26 protein-coding genes, 1 tRNA gene and 1 pseudogene are annotated in these 25,580 nt (G+C 61.6%); 19 read left to right on the forward strand and 9 right to left on the reverse strand.

The window, feature by feature from the left end; translation table 11 throughout:
• Nucleotides 1-63 precede the first annotated feature (63 nt).
• The 14 genes from pheT to HV744_RS09365 all read left to right on the forward strand — a co-directional run bounded on the left by pheT (nucleotide 64) and on the right by HV744_RS09365 (nucleotide 8,739).
• Nucleotides 64-2,499, forward strand: coding sequence for a phenylalanine--tRNA ligase subunit beta (gene pheT, locus HV744_RS09305; RefSeq protein WP_175149230.1), 2,436 nt, complete (start codon nucleotides 64-66; stop codon nucleotides 2,497-2,499).
• A 69-nt stretch (nucleotides 2,500-2,568) separates the two neighbouring features.
• The gene (locus HV744_RS09310; RefSeq protein ID WP_175149231.1) at nucleotides 2,569-2,979 is read left to right on the forward strand and encodes an integration host factor subunit alpha; all 411 of its coding nucleotides are present in this window, start codon (nucleotides 2,569-2,571) and stop codon (nucleotides 2,977-2,979) included.
• A 46-nt stretch (nucleotides 2,980-3,025) separates the two neighbouring features.
• Nucleotides 3,026-3,442 carry a MerR family transcriptional regulator gene (locus HV744_RS09315; RefSeq protein ID WP_175149232.1) on the forward strand — a complete coding sequence of 139 codons (417 nt, stop codon included), beginning with the start codon at nucleotides 3,026-3,028 and terminating at the stop codon, nucleotides 3,440-3,442.
• A gap of 63 nt (nucleotides 3,443-3,505) precedes the next feature.
• Nucleotides 3,506-3,582 (forward strand) — tRNA-Pro (locus HV744_RS09320).
• 139 nt (nucleotides 3,583-3,721) lie between these two features.
• Nucleotides 3,722-3,949 carry a hypothetical protein gene (locus HV744_RS09325; protein WP_175149233.1) on the forward strand — a complete coding sequence of 76 codons (228 nt, stop codon included), beginning with the start codon at nucleotides 3,722-3,724 and terminating at the stop codon, nucleotides 3,947-3,949.
• 59 nt (nucleotides 3,950-4,008) lie between these two features.
• On the forward strand, nucleotides 4,009-4,254 hold the full coding sequence (locus HV744_RS09330) for a hypothetical protein (RefSeq protein WP_175149234.1): 246 nt from the start codon (nucleotides 4,009-4,011) through the stop codon (nucleotides 4,252-4,254).
• A 181-nt stretch (nucleotides 4,255-4,435) separates the two neighbouring features.
• Nucleotides 4,436-4,585: a helix-turn-helix transcriptional regulator gene (locus HV744_RS38415; protein WP_175149235.1), complete on the forward strand. Its 150-nt coding sequence runs from the start codon at nucleotides 4,436-4,438 to the stop codon at nucleotides 4,583-4,585.
• 7 nt (nucleotides 4,586-4,592) lie between these two features.
• Nucleotides 4,593-4,904 (forward strand): hypothetical protein, encoded by a 312-nt coding sequence (locus HV744_RS09340; RefSeq protein WP_175149236.1) that lies wholly within the window; start codon nucleotides 4,593-4,595, stop codon nucleotides 4,902-4,904.
• Nucleotides 4,901-5,194: a helix-turn-helix domain-containing protein gene (locus HV744_RS09345; protein ID WP_175149237.1), complete on the forward strand. Its 294-nt coding sequence runs from the start codon at nucleotides 4,901-4,903 to the stop codon at nucleotides 5,192-5,194. The genes HV744_RS09340 and HV744_RS09345 overlap by 4 nt, the downstream gene beginning before the upstream one ends.
• Nucleotides 5,195-5,230: 36 nt before the next feature.
• Nucleotides 5,231-5,719 carry an AAA family ATPase gene (locus HV744_RS38420; RefSeq protein WP_425497680.1) on the forward strand — a complete coding sequence of 163 codons (489 nt, stop codon included), beginning with the start codon at nucleotides 5,231-5,233 and terminating at the stop codon, nucleotides 5,717-5,719.
• Between the two features lie 24 nt (nucleotides 5,720-5,743).
• Entirely contained in the window at nucleotides 5,744-6,595 is an 852-nt protein-coding gene (locus HV744_RS38425; protein ID WP_425497681.1) for an AAA family ATPase, read from the forward strand.
• A gap of 786 nt (nucleotides 6,596-7,381) precedes the next feature.
• Nucleotides 7,382-7,927 carry a hypothetical protein gene (locus HV744_RS37205; RefSeq protein WP_246278988.1) on the forward strand — a complete coding sequence of 182 codons (546 nt, stop codon included), beginning with the start codon at nucleotides 7,382-7,384 and terminating at the stop codon, nucleotides 7,925-7,927.
• The gene (locus HV744_RS09360) at nucleotides 7,917-8,357 is read left to right on the forward strand and encodes a DUF4279 domain-containing protein (protein WP_175149238.1); all 441 of its coding nucleotides are present in this window, start codon (nucleotides 7,917-7,919) and stop codon (nucleotides 8,355-8,357) included. Before HV744_RS37205 ends, HV744_RS09360 begins: the two co-directional genes overlap by 11 nt.
• A gap of 157 nt (nucleotides 8,358-8,514) precedes the next feature.
• Nucleotides 8,515-8,739 (forward strand): hypothetical protein, encoded by a 225-nt coding sequence (locus tag HV744_RS09365; protein ID WP_175149239.1) that lies wholly within the window; start codon nucleotides 8,515-8,517, stop codon nucleotides 8,737-8,739.
• Between the two features lie 296 nt (nucleotides 8,740-9,035).
• Here HV744_RS09365 and HV744_RS09370 read toward each other — a convergent pair whose 3' ends face one another.
• Together HV744_RS09370 and HV744_RS09375 are read right to left on the reverse strand one after the other, a co-directional pair.
• On the reverse strand, nucleotides 9,036-10,112 hold the full coding sequence (locus tag HV744_RS09370) for a porin (protein WP_175149240.1): 1,077 nt from the start codon (nucleotides 10,110-10,112) through the stop codon (nucleotides 9,036-9,038).
• 86 nt (nucleotides 10,113-10,198) lie between these two features.
• Nucleotides 10,199-10,885, reverse strand: a complete 687-nt coding sequence (locus HV744_RS09375) for a branched-chain amino acid ABC transporter permease (RefSeq protein WP_281363634.1) — start codon at nucleotides 10,883-10,885, stop codon at nucleotides 10,199-10,201.
• Between HV744_RS09375 and HV744_RS09380 the strand changes: the two are divergent.
• From HV744_RS09380 to HV744_RS09395, 4 genes and pseudogenes are all read left to right on the forward strand, one after another.
• Nucleotides 10,839-11,540 (forward strand): annotated as a pseudogene (locus tag HV744_RS09380) (IS6 family transposase). The gene HV744_RS09375 and the pseudogene HV744_RS09380 overlap by 47 nt on opposite strands.
• A gap of 890 nt (nucleotides 11,541-12,430) precedes the next feature.
• Nucleotides 12,431-13,939 carry a DUF4331 domain-containing protein gene (locus HV744_RS09385; RefSeq protein ID WP_343056422.1) on the forward strand — a complete coding sequence of 503 codons (1,509 nt, stop codon included), beginning with the start codon at nucleotides 12,431-12,433 and terminating at the stop codon, nucleotides 13,937-13,939.
• A 265-nt stretch (nucleotides 13,940-14,204) separates the two neighbouring features.
• Nucleotides 14,205-15,335 carry a tetratricopeptide repeat protein gene (locus tag HV744_RS09390; protein ID WP_175149242.1) on the forward strand — a complete coding sequence of 377 codons (1,131 nt, stop codon included), beginning with the start codon at nucleotides 14,205-14,207 and terminating at the stop codon, nucleotides 15,333-15,335.
• Nucleotides 15,332-16,465: a HupE/UreJ family protein gene (locus HV744_RS09395; protein ID WP_175149243.1), complete on the forward strand. Its 1,134-nt coding sequence runs from the start codon at nucleotides 15,332-15,334 to the stop codon at nucleotides 16,463-16,465. Before HV744_RS09390 ends, HV744_RS09395 begins: the two co-directional genes overlap by 4 nt.
• A 37-nt stretch (nucleotides 16,466-16,502) precedes the next feature.
• Here the strand turns inward: HV744_RS09395 and HV744_RS09400 are convergent, their stop codons facing one another.
• The 6 genes from HV744_RS09400 to HV744_RS09425 all read right to left on the reverse strand — a co-directional run bounded on the left by HV744_RS09400 (nucleotide 16,503) and on the right by HV744_RS09425 (nucleotide 23,957).
• Complete coding sequence (locus tag HV744_RS09400) at nucleotides 16,503-17,129, reverse strand: HupE/UreJ family protein (RefSeq protein WP_175149244.1); 627 nt, start codon at nucleotides 17,127-17,129, stop codon at nucleotides 16,503-16,505.
• A 3-nt stretch (nucleotides 17,130-17,132) separates the two neighbouring features.
• Nucleotides 17,133-17,378, reverse strand: a complete 246-nt coding sequence (locus tag HV744_RS09405) for a HupE/UreJ family protein (protein WP_175149245.1) — start codon at nucleotides 17,376-17,378, stop codon at nucleotides 17,133-17,135.
• Between the two features lie 244 nt (nucleotides 17,379-17,622).
• Nucleotides 17,623-19,203 carry an aspartate:alanine exchanger family transporter gene (locus HV744_RS09410; protein WP_175149246.1) on the reverse strand — a complete coding sequence of 527 codons (1,581 nt, stop codon included), beginning with the start codon at nucleotides 19,201-19,203 and terminating at the stop codon, nucleotides 17,623-17,625.
• Between the two features lie 201 nt (nucleotides 19,204-19,404).
• A complete protein-coding gene (locus HV744_RS09415; protein ID WP_175149247.1) occupies nucleotides 19,405-20,535 on the reverse strand; it encodes an acyl-CoA dehydrogenase family protein in 1,131 nt (376 codons plus the stop codon).
• A 12-nt stretch (nucleotides 20,536-20,547) separates the two neighbouring features.
• On the reverse strand, nucleotides 20,548-21,756 hold the full coding sequence (locus HV744_RS09420; RefSeq protein ID WP_175149248.1) for an acyl-CoA dehydrogenase family protein: 1,209 nt from the start codon (nucleotides 21,754-21,756) through the stop codon (nucleotides 20,548-20,550).
• Between the two features lie 80 nt (nucleotides 21,757-21,836).
• Nucleotides 21,837-23,957: a 3-hydroxyacyl-CoA dehydrogenase NAD-binding domain-containing protein gene (locus HV744_RS09425; protein ID WP_175149249.1), complete on the reverse strand. Its 2,121-nt coding sequence runs from the start codon at nucleotides 23,955-23,957 to the stop codon at nucleotides 21,837-21,839.
• A 142-nt stretch (nucleotides 23,958-24,099) separates the two neighbouring features.
• Here HV744_RS09425 and HV744_RS09430 point away from each other — a divergent pair, with 142 nt between their 5' ends.
• Nucleotides 24,100-25,008 carry a LysR family transcriptional regulator gene (locus HV744_RS09430; RefSeq protein WP_175149250.1) on the forward strand — a complete coding sequence of 303 codons (909 nt, stop codon included), beginning with the start codon at nucleotides 24,100-24,102 and terminating at the stop codon, nucleotides 25,006-25,008.
• A 336-nt stretch (nucleotides 25,009-25,344) separates the two neighbouring features.
• Here the strand turns inward: HV744_RS09430 and HV744_RS09435 are convergent, their stop codons facing one another.
• Nucleotides 25,345-25,569, reverse strand: a complete 225-nt coding sequence (locus tag HV744_RS09435) for a hypothetical protein (RefSeq protein WP_246278989.1) — start codon at nucleotides 25,567-25,569, stop codon at nucleotides 25,345-25,347.
• Nucleotides 25,570-25,580 lie beyond the last annotated feature (11 nt).

Genomic DNA, 25,580 nt, shown 5'->3' on the forward strand with positions numbered 1-25,580 from the left:
TACCGAGTCACGCGAAACCACTGCCGGACGTGGACCTAACCTGATCAGAACGTACACAGAACCATGCAATTCCCGGAATCCTGGCTGAGAACCTTTGTCGATCCGCAACTGACGACCGACGAACTGTCGCACGCGTTGACGATGGCCGGTCTTGAAGTCGAAGACCTGCGGCCGGCCGCGCCGCCGACCTCGAAGATCGTCGTCGGCCAGGTGCTGGAAGTCGTCAAGCACCCGGACGCGGACAAGCTCAACGTGTGTCAGGTCGACGCCGGCACGGGCGCGACGCTGACCATCGTGTGCGGTGCGCCGAACGTGGCGCCGGGCATCAAGGTGCCGGTCGCGCTGGTAGGCGCGCAACTGCCGCCGGCCGAAGAGGGCGGCGCGCCGTTCGCGATCAAGCTCTCGAAGCTGCGCGGCGTGGAAAGCCAGGGCATGCTGTGCTCCGCACGCGAGCTGAAGCTCTCGGAAGATCATAGCGGCCTGATGATCCTGCCGGAAGCTACGCCGATCGGCCAGGACATCCGCGAGACGCTCAACCTCGACGACACCGTTTTCGAAATCAAGCTGACGCCGAACAAGGCGGACTGCCTGTCGGTGTTCGGCGTGGCGCGCGAGACCTCGGCGATCACCGGCGCGCCGTTGCGCCCGCTGCAAATCAGGCCGGTCGATGTCAAGCTCAACGAAACGCTGCCGGTCAAAATCTCGGCACCGGACCTGTGCGGCCGCTTCTCGGGCCGCGTGATCCGCGGCGTGAACGCGCGCGCGAAGTCGCCGCAGTGGATGGTCGAGCGGCTCGAGCGTTCGGGCCAGCGCAGCATCTCCGCGCTCGTCGACATCTCGAACTATGTGATGCTCGAACTGGGCCGTCCGTCGCACGTGTTCGATCTCGACAAGATCCACGGCGGCATGGACGTGCGTTGGGGCCGCAAGGGCGAAACGCTCAAGCTGCTGAACGGCAACACCGTCGAGGTCGATGAAACCGTTGGCGTGATCGCCGACGAGCAGCACATCGAAAGTCTCGCGGGCATCATGGGCGGCGACAGCACGGCCGTCACGCTCGACACCACTCACATCTATCTCGAAGCCGCGTTCTGGTGGCCCGATAGCATTCGTGGCCGCTCGCGCAAGTACAACTTCTCGACCGATGCCGGCCATCGCTTCGAGCGCGGCGTCGACTATGCGACCACCGTCGACCATATCGAACGTATCACGCAACTGATCCTCGATATTTGTGGCGGCGAGGCAGGTCCAGTCGACGATCAGATCGTCAACGTGCCGAAGCGCGAGCCCGTGAAGATGCGTGTGTCGCGTGCCAAGCGCATCATCGGCATCAAGATCGACGCGGACGAAATTGCACAAATCTTCACACGCCTCGGTCTCACGTTCGAGCGTGATGGCGACACGTTCGCGGTGATGCCGCCGTCGTATCGCTTCGATATTGAAATCGAAGAAGACCTGATCGAAGAAGTCGCGCGCATCTACGGCTTCGAGAAGATCCCGGCGCATCCGCCTGTCGCGACCAGCGAAATGCGCGCGACCAACGAGACGCAGCGCTCGATCCACGTGATCCGTCACGCGCTCGCCGCGCGCGATTACGCGGAAACGGTGAACTTCAGTTTCGTCGACGCCGAGTGGGAGCAGGACTTCGCCGGCAACGACAAGCCGGTGCGCCTGCTCAATCCGATTGCGAGCCAGTTGTCGGTGATGCGCACCACGCTGTTCGGCAGCCTGATCAACGTGTTGCGTACGAATCTGAATCGCCGCGCGGCAGACCGCGTGCGCGTGTTCGAAGCCGGCCGCGTGTTCCTGCACGATCCGTCGATCAAGGCCGGCGAGCTGACGGTCGAAGGTTTCGCGCAGCCGAGGATGATCGGCGCGCTCGCGTATGGTCCCGCGCTCGACGAGCAGTGGGGCGCACCGACGCGCACGGTCGACTACTTCGACATGAAGGGCGATCTGGAAGCCGTGCTGGCGCCGGCGGTGGCGCGTTTCGTGAAGGCGGAACATCCGGCGCTGCATCCGGGACGTAGCGCGCGTGTCGAAGTGAATGGCCGCGCAGTGGGCTGGATTGGCGAACTGCATCCGCGCTGGATGCAGAAATATGATTTGCCGCATGCGCCGAGTCTGTTTGAAATCGAGGCGGAAGCATTAATGCAGTGCGTATTGCCGACTCCGGCGGAAGTATCTAAATTCCCGCCGGTGCGTCGCGATATCGCAGTGGTCGTCGATCAGAAAATCGAGGTCCAGGCACTGCTGGACGAGCTCCAGAAGGCCCAGTCCGAAGCGGCCTGCAAGAGCGTTCAGAAGGTTGCACTTTTTGACGAATTCCGTCCAAAATCAAACACTTCCGGTGGTCTGGCCGCTCATGAGAAAAGCCTTGCGTTCCGTGTGACCTTGCAAGATACTGGCGGAACCCTTCAGGATGAAACGGTCGATCTGGCCATTCAAACTCTGGTGGAACGTCTGGCTCGAGTATATGGCGCACGGTTGCGCGGATAACCGGCATTTAACAATTGCACGGCAGTTTCCGCATCCTTTGTTTTTTGCCTGGCGCGCCATTTGATAGATATGAATGAAATGAACTCGAGTGATTTCGAAGCCCTTCTTACGGCGCAACGCAGCGCCATGATTCGCGATATTCCGACATCACCCGCCGTCGTTTCCGCTGAAACGCCGACGCTCACCAAGGCGGAACTTGCCGAGTTGCTGTTCGACAATGTCGGGCTCAACAAGCGGGAAGCGAAAGACATGGTCGAAGCGTTCTTCGAGGTGATCCGCGATGCGCTGGAGAGTGGCGACAGCGTGAAGCTGTCGGGGTTCGGCAACTTTCAGTTGCGTGACAAGCCCCAGCGTCCCGGCAGAAACCCGAAGACCGGCGAGGCGATTCCAATCGCTGCGCGTCGGGTTGTGACGTTCCATGCAAGTCAAAAGCTGAAAGCGCTGGTTGAGAACGGCGCTGAAGCGAGCTTCGAGCGCTGATCGACTGGCGCGTTCCTGCGCAACCCACTACGACGGCTAACTGACGATGACAGCGACGATCGAAAAAGTCGTCTTGCCTCCGATTCCGGCGAAGCGCTACTTCACGATTGGTGAGGTCAGCGAACTATGCGGTGTGAAGCCGCATGTGTTGCGTTACTGGGAGCAGGAGTTCACGCAGTTGAGGCCGGTCAAGCGGCGCGGCAATCGCCGGTACTACCAGCATCATGAGGTGCTGTTGATCCGGCGGATTCGTGAGTTGCTGTATGAGCAGGGGTTCACGATCAATGGCGCCCGCAACCGGCTCGATTCGCATGGCGGCGGCGTGCATGGTGCGCCGGCTGGACCGGGCGAGGAAGGTGAGGGCGCAGAAGCCGTGCAGGAGTCTGCTGCTACTACCGCCGCGGTGGACGTCGAGCAGTTACGCAAGGAATTGCTGCACGTGATCGATTTGTTGAATCATTAGTTCGCTTTGTTCGCACGGAGCGGTTCTAATCGAATGAAGTGTCTGTTATAATTTTGTGCTGTTCGGGGCGTAGCGCAGCCTGGTAGCGTACCTGCATGGGGTGCAGGTGGTCGGAGGTTCAAATCCTCTCGCCCCGACCAAAGAAATCAAGGGCTTACGGCGCTACGTCGTAAGCCCTTTTTCATTTCCGGCGCGTTCGGTCCGGTTTCGGTCCGGAAAAGTTTCAACTCGCCGTCCGGTCCGACGCCGATGCACTGCGGTTCTCTCTGTGGAGAACGTATGGGTGACAACGATAACGAATGGCCCGACGACGCCGCGCTTGACGACGCGGGAGCGGCGGCGCGCGCCCGCGACGGCGATGCAGACGAGGGCGTTTGGCTGCTGCGCCGCATGTTTTCTCAAATCATCACTGGCGGCCCCGCGTCGGACCGTTGCGCCGGTATGCCGAGTCCTGCGACGAAGCGCTTGCGCGCGCAACGAACGACCGCGAACGGCTGCAAGCGCTGAATCTCGCCGCCAGCAATCCCTCACATCGCCCTGAAGCGTCCGACGACGAAAAACTGCGCGTGCAGGCCGCGACCGTTGCCGCGCTCATTATCCTCAGACGGCAGGGCTGGACGCAGCAACGCGCGCTGATAGAGCTAGGCGCGTTGTGCGGTAAAGAGCCGCGCACGCTGCAACGCTACCAGACGGTGTTCGGCGACGACCACTACGCCAAGCTTGAAACCCGTGACACCGCGCGATTGCGCGCGCTCGCCGACCGCTATTACGCCGTGCCACTCGCAACCATCCTGAGCCGCAAACGTCAATGACACGAAGTCGGACTTCCTGTCTTTTCCTCACTCGCTGATTGAATCCAGACTTGTCCTGTAGCTCTCCATAGAGCGCGGGAGAATGTGATGGAACAGGGCTGGTGCGATGGTCTGGCGCTTATGCGCCGTCGTGAAGTGCAAAAAGTGACGGGCCTCAGCGTTCCCGGCCTTTACAAAAAAAATGAGGCTTGGCGAGTTCCCCGAGCCCGTCAAAATTGGCGTCCATGCCGTCGCCTGGCGCGTGCGCGATGTGCAACGCTGGCTTGAAAATCCGACTGGCTGGCATTCCGAAAGCCAACCTACGCCTCAACCTGAGCCGGAATCGGTGTGAGGCGGCCATGCCAGAACAACTCGAACTTCTGCCGCCGCCGCCGTTGTGCGCGACTTGGCCGAGCACGGGCACGTTCGCGGCTGAGGTTTTGTCGCGTCTGCTGCGCGGCGAACGCCTGACGCAGCCGTCATTTGGTCCGGAGCGCGGCTGGCGCTTGGCCGCCTATGTTTTTGAGCTTCAAACACTCGGCTGGTCGATTGTCTCGACGCCGGTTCGCACGCCGGGCCGTGCCCGCGCGATTGCCGAGTATTCGTTGTCCGCGCCGACTATCCGCGCGGCGCGCAGGATGCGGGGCAAACGGAACGGGGCGGCATCGTGAGCGGGCCATTGATGAAATGGGCGATGTGTCTGCATCGTGAGGAAATCCCGGACCCGCAGGCTCGCGCTGTTCTGGTCGCTCTCGCATGGAAAAGCGAAGGCGTGCCGCTTTTCGCGAGCGTCGCCTTTCTTGCCGACCATACGTCGCACGATAAGCGCACCGTGCGCGCTGCGTTGGCATGGCTTGAACAGCGCGGGTTCATTCGTGCAACGGGCAAGCTGCATCGCAACATGAAGATTTACGAAGTCGGACCCCTATCAAATTTGCCAGTGGTCAAAGATTCAGGATAACTGACAGAAATGTCAGGGGTTGACGGTGAGCAAACCATGACGGAAACGTCAGTGGTCGAAGGCGGTGAAACGGCTGGCAATCCAGGGCTGACGAAGGCCAGAGAAGCCGCGCACGCTGTCGGCGGGCTACTGGCAATACCCGGCTTTGGCTCAGGCCGCCCGGACGGCGCTACGGACTTTAACGACCTAGCTGCGCTCGACGGGCTGGATGCCATGCGCGCGTGCATAGAGGCCGCTACGCCCCCCGGCGACGTGCCGGAGGCCACGCCCTTACCCGACGCAGCGCAGGCCCCTACGGCGCCCCGCAAGCGCTCTGGCCCGTCTGTCGTGCTGACACGAGCATGTGACATCGTGCCCGAGCCGATTTACTGGCTGTGGCCGGGATACCTGCCCGCCGGGAAATTTACAGCGTTCGCGGGTCCGGCTGGATGCGGCAAGACGACGATCGCCATTGCGCTGGCTGCGACGGTCTCATGTGGCGGCGCGAGACTGCTGATTGTCGATCCGATAATCAGCGCTGTCTGAGGTGACAGCCACAAGGCCGGCGACGTGCGGACCTCACTCCAGCCGTTGCTCGATCTCGCAGCCGCGCACAGCTGCGCGCTGCTGGGCATCACGCACTTTTCCAAGGGATCCAAGGGCGCAGCCACAAACGACCGCCTCATCGGCTCGCAGGCGTTCGGTGCTTCGGCGCGTGTGATCCTGATTGCCGGTAAGGACGAAACGAGGGGGCGACGGGTGTTCGCAAAAAGCAAGGCGAACATCACTGGCGACGTTGGCGGCTTCGAATATTCCGTCGATGTGATCGATTCGGGCGACCTGACTTCGAGCCGCATTGTATGGGGCGAACCGCTGAATGCTTCTGCACAGGAGATTTTGCGCGAGATCGAAGCGGATGAAGACAGCCAGGAGGATGCGGCGGAACAGGCGTCGAAATTCGACCGCGCGCGCTCCATGATCTACGAATGGCTGCGGCCCTTCATGAGCACAAAGGAGATGAAAGCGGCCGCGCAGGCAGAGCGAGTGAGTTGGCGGCTTGTGGAAGCAGCGAAATCAGCCGAGGTGAAGTCTGGCGCAAAAATCCGGGCAGTAAGACAAGGAAATGCGTGGGGCTGGATTTGGGATACCCACGGTGCAAACCATCCGGACGAAGTGAAGCCAGCCGCTACTGACGTAAAGCCGGCTACGGTCCATTACCTCCAGTTCGGCAACGATCAAGGCGATCTCAGCTCGAATTCAACTCCGCAGCCGTCAAGTCCGCAGTCAAATCAACTCCGCAAAGGCGATTGCGGAGTTGAGAACCAAGCCCAGCAAGGCGTAGCGGTCACGTCCGCAAGGCCGCAGTCGAATTCTGACGCCCCGCGTGCGCCCGCGTGCGCCCGCGTGCGCGCACGCGCATAAGCGCAGCGGTGCATCAGATTGCGACGGGGGGCACGGCGCAGACAATGCCGGCCCGTGGTGCTGCGGAAACGGTTGGCCCCAGCGGTCGCTGGCGCGCCGAAACAGCGGCGCCGTCGGTTATGCCTGTCGCGCTGCGCCTCAATGGGCCGGTCCCGGTGCAGATGGATGCGAAGGGCAAGATCGGCATCGATGTACGAGTGGCCACCGATCAGGGGCTAACGGTCAGTCAGTCTGGTGTCGACACGAGCGGCGCCCCACGCATTGTTGGCAACGTAGGGTTGAGTCACGTCACGGCGCGATGATTTGAGCTTGAGCACTCGCGTATCTGGACGCGCCAGATGAGCAGCGCAGCCGGCCCGTTAGGGCCGGTTGTCGTTTCGAGGTCTGAATACGGCGCGGTGCGTCGCCCCGAAATGACGCTCGAGCCACCCAAAGCATGACGACCATATCCCAATAACATATGCCCACGATGATCTGCTAGGTTTACCCCGTCACAAATGACGGGGTCAATCAATGAGCGGTACGGAGCTTAAAACGGATTCGTGGCACCGGTGGATGATGTACAGCAAGGATACGTACGAAGGCGGGCGCATCTTTCTAACCGCTGAACAAAAACAAGCAGTCGACGAAGGTAAAAAATTTGCGTAACGCGCGTACGCTGATGTCTGGGCCCGTGATGCTGGGCTCGTCCAGCGCGTGCGGACATTCCTCGGTGACAACTTCCACTGGCACAGTCGCCTATCCCAACGGGGAACCGACCTCGAGGTTGTTCAAACGCTGCAATCCATGATTCGCGGCGAAAGCGTGGTGCTGGTTGCCGAGAAGCCGCGTTCAGGCGGCGCTGGCAATACTGGGCTATTGGCGTCCATCGGGTCGGCATTCGTTGCGTACGACGACGGTGAAACACGCGAGCAGATGCGGGCGTTTGCCAGAAGCATTCTCTACCCGCCTGGTGAACCCGTACTATCGGGCTCCTATGATCCGGCCACACAGCAAGCAAAGCTGATCGCAGCCCGCGCCTCGATAGCAACCATCGGCGGCGCTTTCGATGATGCTGCAGACGCGTCGACGTTGCTTGGCGATGCGCAGCCGTTCGAGTACACACCGGACGCGGTGAGCGGCGACGTTGACGAGCTGGCGGCCAGCACCAACAATCCGCGCTTTGCGGCCAAAATGCTTGGATACGATCAGAACACGTTTAGCGACATGCTCCACGTGTTCAAGCCGGCTAACGGGCTAGGCCCCGCCGACAATGTGATTTTTCACGATGACGGCAGCATCGAGTTTAACGGTCAAATGCTAGACGACAACATTCACGACTATGCGCCCTGACGAGAAACCCACTAGCACTACTCATGCGCTCGCACATGCGACGTTCATCATTTCCGGTGAGTCCGTTTCTCCGGAGTTTTGGTCCGCCTACTTCGATATGCAGCCTGATCGCGAAATCACCAAAGGGCAGTCCTTCCGACTCCCCTCAGGCAAGCCGAGCCCACGCCTCGGCAAACTCGGCCTGTGGGCCGTCGAGAGCAAAGCAGCGGTGCACAGCAACCACCTTGGCCCGCACCTGAAATACCTCACTGGCCGCCTTGGTTTGCCGCGCGCCGATTTGCGCGAGCTGACGCAGGCGCAAGGGGCAAAGGTGGCGCTGTGGTGCTATTGGGTAAACGAGACCGGCGACCGCGTGCCCGATGTGCCTGACGACATTCGCGCGATGATCGAAGCAATGGGCGGCACCATCGAGATTGACGAGTACCGGTAAGGCGCATGCTTCACCCTGGGCCGCCTCGCGCTGCCTGATCGGTCGCCCACACACCACCAGGGTGACGGGGGCGCGATTGGTAGCAATTGATAACGTACCGGCACGCCTCGCCATGCGACCTATGATGTAAGCGACACCCTTACGTCAGAGGTAAACCATGACGAACCGGGATGTGTTGGGAGCGGGGCGGCGCGAGGCCGTACGACGCGCAGCGTACAGCCTTGCCGACAGCGGAAAGTACGCCGACTGGCAGGCAGTCGAAAAGGCGCTTCGTTCGCGCTACGGCGTGCTTGATGCTCACCAGTTGCTCGCCAATCCGGTTGTACGCGCCAACATCGATCAACGGTGCGACGCTGCGCGGCCGAAACCTCACGCAGCATGATGACCGATGTGCGCAGACCCAACCGGCCACCTATGGCCGCATGGCCTGTCTATGTCCTCGCGGCCACTCTTTTCTCATTGATCGCCATCGGCGCGATTCTGGCCGAAGGTTGGGCATCGCTGGGCGACTGTCGATAGCGCTGGTCGATAAAGTTGGAAAGGCCCGCCGGAGCTATCCGCGCGGGCCTTTTGCGTTTTAAATGGCGGTTGGTATACACGAGGGTAGACAGAGCACCGAACAAACCTCGTCAAAGCCAATGCGGGCAAGGAATTTTCGCTTTTTTACTAGCTTTTGGTCTAGAACATGTGGCGCATCCCGAGGATCATTCCGAACTGATTCTTGCCCACGACGCCAACGGGCATCGAATTCTGGATACCAAGCGTGCCGAGCGAGTTGTTCTTCACATAGCCAACGTCGGCATATAGCACGGTCCGCTTCGACAAAGAATAGTCGGAACCAATCCTGTAGAGGGTTCCACTCATCGAGCCTCTGGTTCGATCGTCCAGGCGGATGCAGACCGCCGAAAATTCCAGGGCCGGGCTGAGATGGTAGCTGACTTCGCCGGTATAAAAGTTGACGCTCGTTCCCTTGGCGTCATCCTTGAAATTGGCGAAGTTGAGAGCGAAGCGGAACTGCGCAAGCTTATAGTTTGCGCCGACCGTATAGGATTGCGCGACCTTTTCGTTCGTCACGCCAGTCGGATCGTTGCCGGAGAAGTACGCGCCACCGACAAGCAGGTCGCCGACGCGCCATGTCAACCCGGCTGACAGGGCGCGCTTGGCCTGGAAATCGCCGGCAGTTCCGCCGAAGCTGTACATGGCCGACCCATGTAGGCCGTAGACGTCGGGAATCTGATACTCGACCGAGTTGTCGACCCATGAGTATTGCCATCCTGAGTAGCCGGTGAGGTTCTGGTAGAGGAGGTTGTTCAACGAACCGAAATTCGAATAGCCGGTGACGTCCAGGTCGGCAAGCGTCTTGAGCAGCGGCGACTGGTTTTTCCCGAGGAGCAATGCGCCGAACTGCTGGCTTTTAAGGCCGACGGTTGCGCCACGATCGAACAGGACGGTCGAGGCGGAGCTCGCCAGCCCGCCGTTGATGAACGTTCCGTTGTTGACGCGAAAGCCGATTTCCAACGAGAACGTCGCCTGCCATCCTCCTCCAAGATCCTCGGACCCGGTAAAGCCGAAGCGGCTCGTGTACTCGCCCCCTGAAACGACCCGCCACGAACTGCCGCCGCTCCCGGAGTGCGTCTTGTACAGAATGCCGCTGTCGACGACGCCGTAGAGTGTCACCGAGGACTGAGCGTGCACGACGCCTATCCCAGTCGAACCGATGCAAAGCCCAAGCGCGAAAACCGAACTACGTCTCATGAAGATCTCCAGATTTAATCGTTTTTATAACGTAGGTATGCTTAATATATCTATGAAATCGTTAAGTTCATATCGTCTCGAGAGCGCTATGGCCGGAGGGAGGGCCTGCGCCGGGCAACTCGCATTCCGGAGAAGCCACACAGGAGGATGAAGACCGCCGCGATCCAATGCGCAGAACAGTGTGGATCGGCGACGATCTGAAGACTGAATGCCTTGAACAGCGTCACGGGCGTGCCCATGTTTTCGGAAAGCGCACCGATCATCTCGATGATTGCCACAAAGCCGGCGGCGCTCAGGAGTCCGCTCGAGCAAAGCAGGAGGACATGCGCGGCCAACATCCGGGCGCCATGCTTTGCGTAATACGACCTGGCATACTGCGCCAGGCTGTCCGGGGCATGAATGAGCCCTTTGCGCATGAACATGACAACGAGGACAAAGCAGACACCGAGGTACAGCGGCCAGGCGTGTGTGAGCGACGCAAGAGATACCGACGCCACGGTAATAAGCGCCGCCCCTACCACGGGACCGAAGAATGAAGCATAGCCGCCGATGAATGCGTGAAGCAGCCCAGCCGTGCTTTGCGACAGGGCGAGCGAATCCATCGTGACGACTTGAAAGCCGAGCGCATAGAGGGCGCCGGCGATACCTGCAAAGCCTGCGGATAGCGCCGAGGCCATGCCGCGGATGAGGGCGGGGCTGAATCCGATGAACTCGACCCGCTCGGGATTGTCGCGGGTCGCGAGCATCATCTTCCCGAGCGGCGTGCGGGTCAGCGACGCTCATCACGCGCGATGGTTCGCTGATGCGCCAGGCGGCATAGCAGACACGGAGACACACAATGGAAGTTATCAAATGATGCTTGAGCGCGGGATTGCGGTCGATCATTGAACCGTTCACCGATGGGCGCTCAAGCTGTTGCCTGCCTTGGAAAAAGCGTTCCGGCGGTGCAAACGGGCAGTCGGCAAGAGCTGGAGGATGGACGAAACCTATATCAGGGTCAAGGGTGAATGGCGGTATCTGTACCGTGCTGTGGACAAGGCAGGCAACACGGTGGATTTCCTGCTGCGGGCCCATCGCGACAAGACGGCGGCCCGACGCTACTTCGAAAAGGCAATCGGCCAGAATGGCGAGCCGGAGACCGTGACGATAGATAAAAGTGGGTCGAATCTGGCCGCGCTGCTGGCGCTCAACGCTGAACGTGAGAAACCGATCAAGATTCGTCAGAACAAGTATCTGAACAATATTGTGGAGCAGGACCACCGGGCCATCAAACGCCGCACCAGGCCGATGATGGGCTCCAAGAACTTTCGTTGCGCCCGCATCATTCTCGGCGGCATCGAGACTATGCACATGATCGTGAAAGGGCAAATGAAAAGCAGCGCCATCAACCAGACGCCTGCTGAGCAATTTTACTCGTTAGTAAAATAAATAGTCCTGACCATGTTGCATCTGGCTATGCCAATACGCTTACCGCGACAGAGCCGAACCCAGAAGTGCTAGCAGCGAAATAACTCCATCTCGGGACAGGCGACGTCATCCCGCGAGAATCCAGTTGGTGCCGTGTGAGCCTGACAGGAACGGTAGTCTGGGCGCGTTCGTGGCTTTCACCAGTGCCAGGTTGCTCAGACCGTTGCCCTTCAGTCGAGCTCGACAAGACTGTAGAGGCAGCCAGTGAATGGCTACGGTAGTGGCCTGTCTTGTTCCTTACGGACCGGCATGCTGGAAACCAACTTCCCTCTGAAAAACCTTGACTAACCATCTCAGGGCGTGAAGCGGTCGATCGACCCGTCAAACCATCAACGCCCGGTCCCAGATGTCTACCCGCCATTCATTCATAGTTGAGGTCCAGCGCATCGTTGAGACCGCCGGTGTTCCAGACGGAGGATTTGAAGCTAACTCCGGGCGCTGGTTCTGTCACGACGATTTGGCCTGACGGCATGCGTCAGACTCCATGCGGCGGCGGTGAGCGTGATGACCACTCCGACGGCACCTCACCGCGAGGTTCTCATGGCGCCAGCATGATGGCAATAGCCGGCAACGCATGAGGTTGGGCGGGCCAACGCGCGCCAGGTATCGGCGGAGCCACTCGGAACTATCCCGTTATCCTTGGAATCAATGCGTAGATATGAATGACATGCTCTTGCAATAAGTGATCTTTTACTTAAGCTTTATACCGTTCGCTAAACACTCCGCGCCATTGCGCGTGCGGGGTTTGTACCTAAGCGAAATCCACATCGCCACAGTGAATCTTTCCTATATTGACAGTGTCCCCGCTGCGGGGAGCTGGTGTTGCTGCGTCGTATCTTTGAGGAGCTGCCATGTTTTCTTCGAAATTTAAACATCGGCGGGTCTACTTCGCGTCGATGCAGCTGCTCGCCGCAGCAATTCTGTTGTGCGCCGTCGTGAGCGGTGCTTACGCATCGAGCCATCGTGAGGCGCCGCTGATTACGACGATGCCAAAGGTGGATGGCACCGACTTCTACATGTTCAACAGCTACGAGCCGAACCGACGCGGCTATGTGACGCTGATCGCCAACTACTCGCCTTTGGAGGACGCCTACGGCGGCCCGAATTACTTTGCACTCGACCCTGATGCGTTGTACGAAATTCACATCGACAATGTCGGCGATGGTAGATCACACCTGACGTTTCAATTTCGCTTCACCAATACAGTGAACAATGTCGCGCTGAACGTCGGCGGCAAGCAGGTGGCAATTCCTCTCGTGCAAGCGGGTCTGGTTTCAGCAGGCGATTCATCGAAGCTAAACGTCAATGAAACGTACACGCTTAAAGTATCGCGTGGTGCCTTTCACGAAGATTCTGAGGAAGTGGTCACGGGCCCAGGCGGTATTACGACGTTTACCAAACCAACGGACTTTATCGGGACCAAGACGTTTGGCAGCGTAAGTGGTTATGCCAGCTACGCGCGGCAATATGTTTACACGATCAACATTCCCGGGTGCAGAGCTCCAGGTCGCGTTTTTGTGGGCCAGCGAAAGGAGTCGTTTGCGGTGGCGCTCGGCAAGACGTTCGACTTGCTCAACCTCAATCCTCTGGGTCCCACAAACGGTAACCCGAACGATCTGGCCGACAAGAACATCACCTCGATCGCACTCGAGGTGCCGACCCATTGTCTGATTGGCGAGCGCGGCAACCGGGTCATCGGTGGCTGGACGACGTCGAGCATTCGCCAGGAGAGGCTGCTTGCTTTAAATCCAGGTAGCGGTAAGGACACGCCGGAAAAATCAAAGGGGGGCTGGACGCAAGTTTCCCGGCTCGGGATGCCACTCGTCAACGAACTCGTGATCGGCTTGAAGGACAAGGACAGATTCAACAATTCGAAGCCGACGAACGATGGGCAGTTTGCGGAGTATGTGACGAATCCGACGCTTCCGGCGCTGATCGAAAGCCTTTTCCCCGGGGTCAAAGCACCTACCAACTTCCCGCGTCTCGATCTGGTTTTCACGTTCCTGACAGGATTTCAGGGCGTCAATCAGCTAGCAACGGTTACGCCATCCGAAATGTTGCGTCTGAATACGTCCATTCCGCCCACACCCAAAGGCAGTCAGAATAATCTGGGTGTCCTGGCCGGCGACAACGCGGGCTTTCCGAACGGGCGGCGGCCCGGGGACGACGTTGTCACGGCCGAACTTAGGGTGGTGATCGGCGTGCTGTGTACATTCAACAATCCTGCGATCTTCGGCTGCTCGCCGTCCGACGCTCCAGCCGGTGCGGCTCCGCTGACGGATGGCGCAGCAATCGACGACAGCGTGTTCGACGGTGCCTTTCCTTATCTGACCACGCCGATCCCCGGTGCGATGAATTGATGACCGAGCAAGCGCGACGACTTTAGTGATTCACATCGGATCATGGTGCGGCGCGGGGTTGAACCTTGCGGCGCTCCTTACGCAACAGCCGGCATCGCGCCCAGGAAGATCGGCCGCCGGTGCTACGGACCTATCGTCCGGACCGGACCCGGTCATTAGAAAGGATACGAGCTTGCGACGCGTTCTGTGCGGATCGTGTCTCTTCGTTGGGTTGGCGTTTGCGTTGGCGGACGCCGCGCCCGTGCGGCCGCAACAGGACTCACAGGTGCTGGAAACGCTCCCGCCCCGTGCGCACGACGCCCTGAATTCGACCATCGCCAGCATGCACGCAGCCCTGGCTGCTGGCAGCCACAACTTCGACCTTGCGGCCGAACTGGCGAAGCGCCACCTGGAGCGTTTTCGGCGCGATCAAGACCCGCGCGACCTGGGCCAGGCTGAGGCCGCAATCGAACCGTGGCTCCGGCAGCCAAACCCGCCACCGCGCGCATTGGTGTTGCGCGCCAGCGTTCGGCAAAGCAATCATTTCTTTGCCAGTGCACTCGACGATCTCGACCACGCGATTCGGGTCCAGCCGGACAACGTGGATGCCTGGCTGATCCGTGCGAATATCCTGCAAGTTCAAGGCCGCTACCTGGAGGCCAGGCAGAGTTGCGGCCGGCTCATATTGATGAATACCGTCATCGCAGGGATATGCCTCGCCAATGTAGCGGCGGTCAGCGGCATGCCGGAGCAGGCGTACCTCCTTATGCAACGTCTTGCCGCGCAGATACCGCCGACAGATTCGCTCTACCACTGGCTGCTGGTAAGTCAAGCCGAGACGGCGGTCTGGATGGGCAGGCAGGAAGCCGCCGAGCAGTTCTTTCGCAGTGCGCTGGCGATCAATCCGCGCGACGCGTACCTTAAAGCAGCCTGGGCCGATTTTCTGCTCGACCGGAACCGGCCGAGGGAGGTCCTCACCCTGTTAGCGGGCGACATCCGCAACGACAACCTGCTCCTTCGCCTGGCGCTCGCAGAGAAACAGGCGGGGCTGAATGAGGATTTGGCGCGTCATGTCGAAGACTTGGGAAGCCGGTTCGCGGCGTCGGCCGAGCGGGGTGATCGCGTGCACCTGCGCGAGGAAGCCATTTTCAATCTGAAACTCCTTAACGACCCGGAAAAAGCGCTCAGCCTGGCCGAGGCCGATTGGCAGGTGCAAAAGGAGGTAGCGGATTGCCGGATCTTGATGGAGGCGGCGGTCGCCGCCCGACAGCCTGCCCGTGCTGCTCCCGCGATGATGTGGCTAAAGACCGCACGATTGCGCGATCCGGCCTTGATGAGACTCGAAGCGCGGCTGGCAAGCCTTGTCTTTGGGGCCCGCTTCGCGAAACAGCCGGCGCGCAGCGGCGCGTCCGCATGAAACGGCGAGCGTCCGCGTGGCTTGCTCTGCTCATGTTGTGCTGGGCCGCCGCGGTGCATGCGCACAAGCCCAGCGACAGTTACTTGACGCTTACAGTCAGCGACAAAACGATTGCGGGCCGATGGGATATCGCACTTCGTGACCTGGACAATCCGCTCATTCTCGATGCCGACGGGGACGGCATGCTGACGTGGGGCGAGGTCCGCATCCGCGAAGCAGACATCAAGTCGTATGCCTTCACGCGGATCAAGCTTACGGGTGACGGACGAGCGTGCGTGATTCATCCAGGCGACATGCTGATCGACCACCACAGCGACGGCGCATACGCGGTGCTGGAATTCAATGCGGACTGTCCAGTTCGACCGACCCGGCTCGGCATCGATTACCGTTTATTTGCCGACGTGGACACACTGCACAAAGGCCTCGTGCACGTCGTGAGCAACGGCGCGACCACCACGGCCATTCTTGGACCTGGTCATCCGACTGAGATCCTGGACGTACGCGGGAAGGGGTTCGGGCGCACCTTCATCGAGTTCGTCGGGGAGGGCATCTGGCACATCTGGCGCGGCGTCGATCACGCTCTATTCCTCCTGTCGCTGCTGTTGCCGGCAGCTTGCGTGTTGCACGGGAATAAATGGCACCCTGCCAACTCTCCGCGCGCCGTGGCGATCGATGTGTTGAAGCTCGTCACCGCGTTCACGGCGGCGCATGCAATTACACTGTCTCTTGCCACGCTGCACGTCGTGGCGTTGCCGTCGAGGTGGGTGGAAGTCGCTATTGCTGTGACGATTCTGCTTTCCGCTCTCAACAATATTGTTCCGCTGGTGCGGATGCGCCGCTGGCTGGCCGGGTTTGCTTTTGGCTTGATCCATGGCTTCGGTTTTGCAAGCGTGCTGTCCGGCATGGCCCTCCCTACATCCGGTCTGGCGGCAGCCCTTGCCGGCTTCAATATTGGTGTGGAGATGGGGCAGATCTCGCTGGTCTTGCTGCTATTGCCAATTCTCTATATCTATCGCTCAAGTCGTTGGTTTCACCTGGCTACGCTATACGGCGGATCGGCAGCCATCACGGTTTTCGCAACATTGTGGATTTATGAACGAACGACCGGACTGCCAGTGCTCGCACTCTAGAGGATATTGACGGGCATGGAGATAACCGCTCGAGCGCTCATGACAGTAGCAAAGCCCGTTGGCTGAGACTGAGTATGAGAAGGCCGATTGCCGCGACCCAGCTACCCGCGACGCGCACAGCAATGGCGATCCAGGTGGGCCGCAGCCGCAGCAAGAAAGAAGTCGCGGCAACCGTGTAGGCCACCAGGATGAAGCTCGCGAACGCCATGCCCGCTATGAAAACGGCTGGGCGGATTTGACCCATGATGACTGACCCGTTTGCGTATCCGTGGGTCAGTCCAAACACGGCCGCTAAAATCAGAATCAGCCATGACGGAAGCCTGAATGCAGCCGCCAAGAGGGTCCCCAGCACGACCGCCGAGGCAACGTTGAACAAGAGAATTCCGTGTAAATCTGGAACGGAAAGGGCTGCGCACGCGCCGGCCGCCATGGCTGCCGGAAACGCCCAAAGCACGAACTCGCATCGCTTCAGGCCGTTCTGCCCTGCCAAGGCGCCGAGCGCCAGCATGGGCAGTACATGTTCGGGGGACGTCAGCGGATGCAACAGCCCGGCGTAAAAGTCGCCCGCGCCTTGATACACGGCGTGTGCTTCGGCTGACGCAAAAAACGTCAGCCCAATCAGACCGCAAGCCGCTTGTCGGACCAGTCGGCGCAGCGCACGCATGCGTCACGCTCCCCGAATCGCGTAAGTGAGAAAATACACCGGCAGCACCCAAACCGCAGGACGCCCCAACTGCGCGCCCCACAATCCGACGGCAACCATCGCGACGACATGATCCAGGCCGGAGATCGGATGTTCGAACCCTGCAAGCAAACCACCGGATATGTCGCCTTGACCCGTATGCGCGAATGCGATAACGGGAACAAGGAACCCATACCCGACATAGCGTGCGCGTCGCATTTCGAAGGTCATGATGATCCTGTCGCGGGGTCTGCACGTGAGAGACACCGGATCCAGCACCGATCGGAGGCAGATATTTCTGGCTTCGTCGAAGCGCCCGTTCGAGCGATTCCCATCAATTCCCCAAGCCTGCCCGGCGTTCTCCAACACTATATGTCGCTTGCAGTGAGTCGCCAACGTCCCTGTTCGGCAAGACTGCCACAAGCAATGCTTGTAAGGCCTTTTTCTTTTTCCCACTTGCCCATTTACTAACCGCTCACCACAGCGCCGGAAGAATATCCACAAACAGTATCTTCACGATCGTCATGGCCGGGAAGATCATCGCGTAGCCGATGTCGGGCTTCTCGGTCGGCGTGAGCTTGTTGGCAAACGCGAGGATCGCCGGATTGCCGCACGCACCGGTGACGATGCCCGCCACTTCATCGAACGGCAGCCGGTACACGAGCAGCCCCAGAATCAGAATCGGCACGACCAGCGCGAGTACCACGAGCGCGCCGAGGCCGAGCATCAGCAGGCCGGTTTGCGACACTGTCGCGGCGAAGCGCGGCCCCGACGACATGCCCACCTGCGCGAGGAAAATCGTCAGTCCGAGATTGCGCATCACGAGGTTCGCGGGCAGCGGTATGGTCCAGTGGATGCCGCCGATGCGGCGCAGTTTGCCGAGCACGAGCGCCACGATCAGGACACCGCACAAGCCGAGCGCGAGCTGGCCGATACCCGGCAGCGGGAGCTGGATCGCGCCGACCAGAAAGCCGAGCGCCATGCCGAGGCCGACCGAGATATAGCTGAATTCGGCGGTGCCCTTGATCGAATCGCCGAAGAAGGCGCGCAGCGCCGGAAACGCCGCGCGCTGCGTCAGCAGGCCGACCCGATCGCCGTACTCGAGCACGAGTTCGGGGTTAGGCATGATGTCGGCGTCGCCGCGCCGCACGTGCGCGACGATCGACCCGTCCGGCAGCGCGAGCTCGCCTAGCTGACGGCCCACCACGTTCGCCCGCGACGCGAACACGCGCAGATAGTCGAGATCGCGCCGATCGCGCAGCACACGTCCGGGCGCCGCCTCGCCGAGACGCTTGCGGGTCTCGGCAAGTGCCGCGCCATCTGGACTGACCGCGAGCACGACGTCGTTCTCCGTCAGCACGAGTTCGGGCGACGCCGGTGCATTGTGATGGGCACTGCGTACGGCGACGATCTGCACGTTGGCGGGCAGGGCGGTGAGCGCTTCGGCGAGCGTCTTGCCGCTGAACTCCGAATTGCGCAGCGCGATTTCGAGCATTTCGAGGCCGGCGTTCGTGGCCGTCGCAATCTTCTGCGGACGGATCAGAAAAGCCAGGTAGAGCAACAGGATCGGACCGGCCACGCCGAATGGATAGGATACCGAATAGCCGACTGCCGCATCGTCGTTGCCGAGCGTGGCGATGGCCGCCTGCAGCGCCGCGGTGCTGGTGCCCGCACCGGCAAAGAGGCCGAGCGCGTAGCCCGGATTGAGCTGCAAGATCTTCTGGATCGCGACGCTCATCGCGCCCGCGCACAGCACGCCGATCAACGCGAGCAGGTTGGCGCGCCGGCCGCTGGCGCTGGTCAGTCCGAGGAAAAACTGCGTGCCGTATTGAACCCCGACGGTGTAGAGGAACAGCGAAAGGCCGAGCGTGCCGACCATCGGCGCGGGTGCGGATTTCGGCGCGAACCAGCCGGCGGCCAGCGCGACGAACAGCACCGCGCCGACGCCGAGCGAAAATCCTTTGAGGTTGATTTCGCCGATGAAATAGCCGATGGCGATGGTGAGGAACAACGTCATCAACGGCTGATGCTCGAGAAGCGTCTTCAGGAAATCCATGTTTCCTCCGCTGGCGGTTCAGACTTCGGCTCCTGCGCGTTCCTGCGGCTGCGATGCTTGTTCCGGATGCGGGAGGACGGCGTCCGTGACGCCGGCTCCGCGCAATAATCTAACAGAATACCGGGTTGGTTTTTTTCCGGCGCCGTGACGGCAAAAAGGCCCGCGTACCACGCGAGCCCTCATGCGTCTCCGATGCAGCCTTTACGCGGCCCCGAGCGCCACAAACCTCTCCAGGTGATGATCCTCGTCGCCGAGCTGATGATCGATCATCACGAGGCGCTTTGCATAGTGAGCGAGCGGCAGCTCCCACGTCATGCCGATCCCGCCATGCAGTTGAATACATTCCTCCGCGACCCGCGCACCGATCCTGCCGATGCTGTATTTCGCCGCCGACACCGCGCGCTCGCGCACCTTGCGCTCAGCGTCGAGCGCCGCGGCCGCATTGATCACCGCGGAGCGCGCCTGTTCGATTTCGAGCAGCAGATCGGCCATCCGATGCTGCAACGCCTGGAAGCTGCCGATCGGCACGCCGAACTGCTTGCGCGTGCGCAAATATTCAAGCGTGTGGTCCTTCGCGACATCCATCGCGCCGACCGCTTCCGAGCACAGCGCAAGCACGCCGCAGCCGATCGCGTATTCGAGGGTTGCGAAGCCTTCTCCGGCTGCGCCGAGCACAGCGTCGTCGCCGAGCGTGACATTGTCGAACGTGACTTCAGCCGCGCGTCCGCCATCGATCTTGCGATAGCCGCGCACGCTGACGCCCGCTGCATCCCGAGGCACGAGAAAGAGCGTGATGCCTTCTTGCGCGTGATCGGCGCCGCTCGTGCGCGCCGACACCAGCAAGAGGGACGCGTGCTCGCCGTGCTGAACCACGGCCTTCGCGCCGTTCAGTTGCCACGTGTTGCCGCTGCGCTGCGCGCGCGTCGTCACGCGGGCCAGCTCGTAGTGGCTGTCCGGCTCGCCATGCGCGAGCGCAACGATCCGCGAGCCGTCGATCAATTCGCCGAGGACGGCTTGCTGCGCGTCGTTGCCGCTTCGGGCGATGGCCCGGCCGACGATCAGCGTATCGAGGAACGGCTCGACCACGAGGCCGCGGCCCAGGCTTTCGAACACGACGGCGATATCGAAGCCGCCGCCTCCGAACCCGCCGTGCGCTTCATCGAACAATGCGCCGATAATGCCGAGCTCCGCAAAACGGCCCCACAGTTCAGTGCTGAATCCGTGCGCCGAGAGTGCGATCCGGTCGCGCGTCTCGAAGCCGTATTGTTCGCTGACAAAACGGTTGAGCGTATCCGCCAGCATGCGGCGGTCTTCGGTGTGCTGGAAATTCATGACGTGCGCCTCTTACAGTCCCAGGATCATTTTGGAAATGATGTTCTTCTGGATTTCGTTCGAACCGCCGAAGATCGACAGCTTGCGATTGTTGAAGTAAAGCGCAGCGGCGCTTGCGGCTTCGTCGGGGCCGACCGGCGTGCCGCCGAAACCATCGTGCAGCGCTTCCCCGACGAACGGCTGGGCGTACGCGCCCATCGCGCGGCGCGTGAGCGACGAGATTTCCTGGCGAATCTCGGTGCCGCGAATCTTCAGCATCGAACTTTCGGCGCCGGGCACGCCGCCGCCCGCCACCGCCGCGATCACACGCAGATTGGTGGTCTTCATGTTCTCCAGGTCGATCTCGACGCGCGCCATGCGCGCCGCGAACGCCGGGTCGTCCGCCAAAGGCTTGCCATTGCGCAGCTGTTTCGCGGCGATCTTGCGCAGCCGGTTGAACGCCGCCACCGAGAAGCCGACACCCGCGATATTGGTGCGCTCATACGTGAGCAGATATTTCGCGTAGGTCCAGCCCTTGTTCTCTTCGCCCACGAGATTCACAACCGGCACGCGCACGTCGGTGAAAAACACTTCGTTGACTTCGTGCTCGCCGTCGAGCGTGATGATGGGGCGCACTTCGACACCCGGTGTATCCATGTCGATCAGCAGGAAGCTGATGCCTTCCTGCTTGCGTACATCGGTGGCGGTGCGCACGAGGCAGAAGATCATGTTCGCGTAGTGGCCGAGCGTGGTCCACGTCTTCTGGCCGTTGACGATGTAGTGCTCGCCTTGCGCATCCGAGCCGCGTACCGCGGTGGTTTTCACCGACGCGAGATCGGAGCCCGCGCCCGGCTCCGAATAGCCCTGGCACCACCAGTCGGAGCCGTCGAGAATGCGCGGCAGCCAATAGTGCTTTTGCGCTTCGCTGCCATATCTGATCAGCACCGGGCCGAGCATGTTGACGCCGAACGGCACCACGCGCGGCGCGCCGGCCAACGCGCATTCGTTCTCGAAGATGAACTTCTGCACCGCGTTCCAGCCTGGCCCGCCGTACTCTTTCGGCCAGTGATTGGCGAGCCAGCCCTGCGCATGCAGAATCGCGTGCCACTCGGCCATGTCGTCGCGCGTGAGGCGGCGCCCGCCATGCACCTTATCGGAGAGGCGTTGCGGGAGCCTGGCGCGCAGGAAGGCCTGCACGTCGGCGCGGAAAGCTTCCTCTTCAGGGGTGAAGTTCAGATCCATAGCGGGTTCTTCCGTAGATAGTGAGCGGACCGGCGCGACTAGTGTGCCACCGGCCGGCATGCGTCGAATGACAGGCCGTCTCAGGCCGTCTGGTTCAGGCTCGCGAAATCGGCGCCGCGTTCCACGAGGTCGACCAGCAGCGGCGACGCTTGCCAGAACAGCGGATCTTCTTTGGCGAACTCGCGGATGTCGGCAAGAATCTTCGGCAGGCCGACCATGTCCGCGTATTTCATCGGGCCGCCGCGGTAACGCGGAAAGCCATAGCCGTACAGGAAGGTCACGTCGACGTCCAGCGGCCGCAGCGCGATGCCTTCGTGCACGACGTTGGCGCCTTCGTTGATCATCGCGGCCATGTAGCGGCGTACGATCTCTTCGTCGGTGAAGCTGCGCGGCGTGATGCCGGCGCGGGCACGCTCGGCGTCGATGATCGCCTCGACTTCCGGATCGGGCGAGCCGCTGCGCGAACCTTCGGGGTACAGATAAAAGCCGCGGCCGGTTTTCTGGCCGAACCAGCCGCGCTCGCACAGACGGTCGGCGATCTGCACGTAGCGTGCGGCGGGATTGCGGGTGGCCGCGCGCCGCTTGCGGGTGGCCCAGCCGATGTCGCCGCCCGCGAGGTCGACCACCTGGAACGGCCCCATCGGGAAGCCGAAGGCCCGCACCGCAGCGTCGATCTGATACGGCGACGCGCCGTCTTCCATCATCGCGTCCGCGGCGCTGCGATACACGGCGAGCACGCGGTTGCCGATGAAGCCGTCGCACACGCCCGCGCGCACCGGCGTCTTGCGCAGCTTCTTCGCGAGCTCGAACGCGGTGGCCACCACATCGGCGCTGACCTGCTTCGGCACCACCACTTCCAGCAGCTTCATGATGTTGGCGGGCGAGAAGAAGTGCAGGCCGATCACGTCGGCGGGACGCGAGATGCTGGCCGCGATCGCGTCGATGTCGAGATACGACGTGTTGGTCGCGAGCACGGCGCCCGCTTGGCAGACGCGATCGAGTTCGGCGAATACGGCCTGCTTCACCGCGAGGTCTTCGAACACGGCCTCGATCACGAGGTCGGCATCGGCGAGCGCATCGTACGACGTGCTGCCGGTCCAGCGCGTCATGATGTCGGCTTTCTTCTCCGCGCTCAGACGGCCTTTGGCGATCAGGCCGTCGTAGACTTTTTCGATGTGCGCGCGGCCGCGTGCGAGCGACGCGTCGTCGCGTTCGATCATCGTCACCGGCAGGCCCGCGTCGAGCACCGCGACCGCGATGCCCGCGCCCATCGTGCCGCCGCCCACCACGCCGATCTTGTCGAGCGCGCGCGGCTTGGCGTGGCGCGTTTCAGGCGCCTTCAGCACTTCACGCTCGGCAAAGAATGCGTGAATCAGGCCGGCGCGCTGCGGGCTCTCGATACATTGCAGGAACAGCTTGCGTTCGAGTCGCAGGCCTTCGTCGAAAGGCTGTTCGATCGCGGCCTCGACCGCCTCGACGATTTTCAGCGGCGAGAACAGGCCGCGCGACTTCTTCGCGGTGTCCGCGCGCGCCGTCGCGACGGCGGCGAGGCTCGCGGCGCGATCGCCGAGCGCCGCGGCGTCGCGCGTGCGGCGCACCGGCGCGTGCGCGGCCAGCAGTTCGTGCGCGTAGGCGAGCCCTTCGGCGAGGATGTCGCCGCTGCTGCCGAGCCGGTCGATGAGACCCAGCGCGAGTGCTTCTTTCGCGCCGGCGTGCCGGCCGCTGAGGATCAGATCGAGCGCGGCGGGTGCGCCGATCAGACGTGGTGTACGCTGCGTGCCGCCCGCGCCCGGCAGCAGGCCGAGTTGCACTTCGGGCAAGCCGAGCTTCGCGCCGTCGACCGCGATCCGGTAGTGCGCCGCGAGCGCCACTTCCAGACCGCCGCCGAGCGCGGCGCCATGAATCGCGGCGACGACCGGCTTGGTGCAAGCTTCGATGCGGTTGCACACGTCCGGCAGCGACGGCGGCACCGGCGCCTTGCCGAACTCGCGAATATCCGCCCCGGCGATGAAGTTGCGCCCCGCGCCGACGATCAGCACGGCTTCGACGGCCTTGTCGGCGTCCGCGGCTTCGATCGCGGCGAGCAGGCCGCGCCGCACGTCGGCGGACAGCGCGTTCACCGGCGCATGGTCGATGGTCACCAGCAGCACCTTGCCGCGCAATTCACGCGTGACTACGTCGGCCGAAGGGTTGAGGATCATGGTGTCGTCTCCTGACTGTAATGGGGGCAGGCGGGGCATGCCGGGTCTGGCGAATTGTCCTGATTGTGAATCGGTCAAGGTTTGTTGACAATCACATGGACGATTGACAGACTGTCAAAGTTATTTTGACAAAGGCGTTGTCATGGACGTCAATTCCCTGACCTTGCTGGTGGACATCCTGGACGCCGGCAACCTGAGCGAAGCCGCGCGCCGGCTGAAAATGAGCCGCGCGAACGTGAGCTACCACCTGAACCAGCTGGAGCGTTCGATCGGGCTGCAACTGGTCAGACGCACCACGCGGCGGGTCGAGCCGACCGAAATCGGTTTGCAGCTCTACGAACATGGCCGCACGATCCAGAACGCGCTGCTCGCCGCGCGCGAGTCGGTCACGACGCTCGGGCAAAGCTTGCAGGGTCGCGTGCGGCTCAGTGTGCCGAGCGGCTACGGCCAGCTCGTGATGTCCGGCTGGCTGATCGCGTTCAAGCGGCTATATCCCGGCATCGTGCTGGATGTGATGTTCGAAAACCGTGTCGAGGACCTGATGCGCGATGAAGTCGATATCGCGGTGCGGGTGATGTCGGAGCCGCCGCAAAATCTGGTCGCGCGCGACATGGGGCCGGTGAGTTACGTCGCGTGCGCGTCGCCGGCTTTTGCCGCAACGCATGGCATGCCCGCGCAGCTCGACGATCTGCGCACCGCGCCGCTCATTACGGCGGCCGTGGTCGGCAGGCAGTTGCGCGTTGCCGCTTATCTGCGTGACGAGCGGCACGAAGTGTTGCTGGAGCCGGCGATCATCTCCGAGAACTTTCTGTTTTTGCGCCAGGCGGTGCTCGCCGGTTTGGGCGTGGGGCTGGTGCCCGACTACGTGGTGCAGGACGATCTGAAACGCGGCGATGTGGTGACTGCGCTCGATGAATGGCGCCTGAGCATCTTCGGCACGCACATGTACATGCTCTATATGCCGAACCGGCATCACACGCGCGCTGCCGCGACTTTTATCGAGTTCGTTTTGCAGCAGGCGCATGGAACGGGGCGAGGCGTGGTGGCCTGATTTGCGGTGGTGAACGTGAGCAGGTATTAAATGCATCGCGCCTGGATGTCTCCCAGCGCGGCGCGGTGCAGTGCAGTGCGGCTGCGCGCAAGCCGTCAGGCGTTTCGTGCGGAATAGGGAAAGGCAACGATTCCTTTTGCACTCCGCGCGTCGCTATGCTTTGGCATCGCGCGGCGTTTTGCTTCGCAACCGGGGTGGTGGAGACATCAGATGAAATGGGTCATCGGACTGCTCGCAGTGCTTGCACTCGTCGCGGTTGCGTTGTTGATCTCACGTATGCCGAGCGAAGATGCGATTCGCCGCGCGGGCTATGCGGCGACCGCCGCGTTCGCGGCGTTAGTCGGGCTGGTGCTTCGTTGGCGCAGCAGCAGGGCGCAGCGGAAGAATCGGGCAGGGTAAGGGCAGCAGTGCCGTACAGATGCTGGTGGACGTCTCCTTGCCGATCAGGTCGCCCGGTGCGTCGAGGTCGAAATCCCGCAGCAGCAACATGTCGGTATCGATCCAGATCTGATCGGTCTTCGTGAACATCGCGAACCGGAAGTAGTCCGTGAAATGCGCCATCGACGGGACGC

Origin of the sequence: Paraburkholderia ultramafica (genome assembly GCF_902859915.1) — a bacterium.
In the GTDB taxonomy this organism is placed as follows: Bacteria; Pseudomonadota; Gammaproteobacteria; order Burkholderiales; family Burkholderiaceae; genus Paraburkholderia; species Paraburkholderia ultramafica.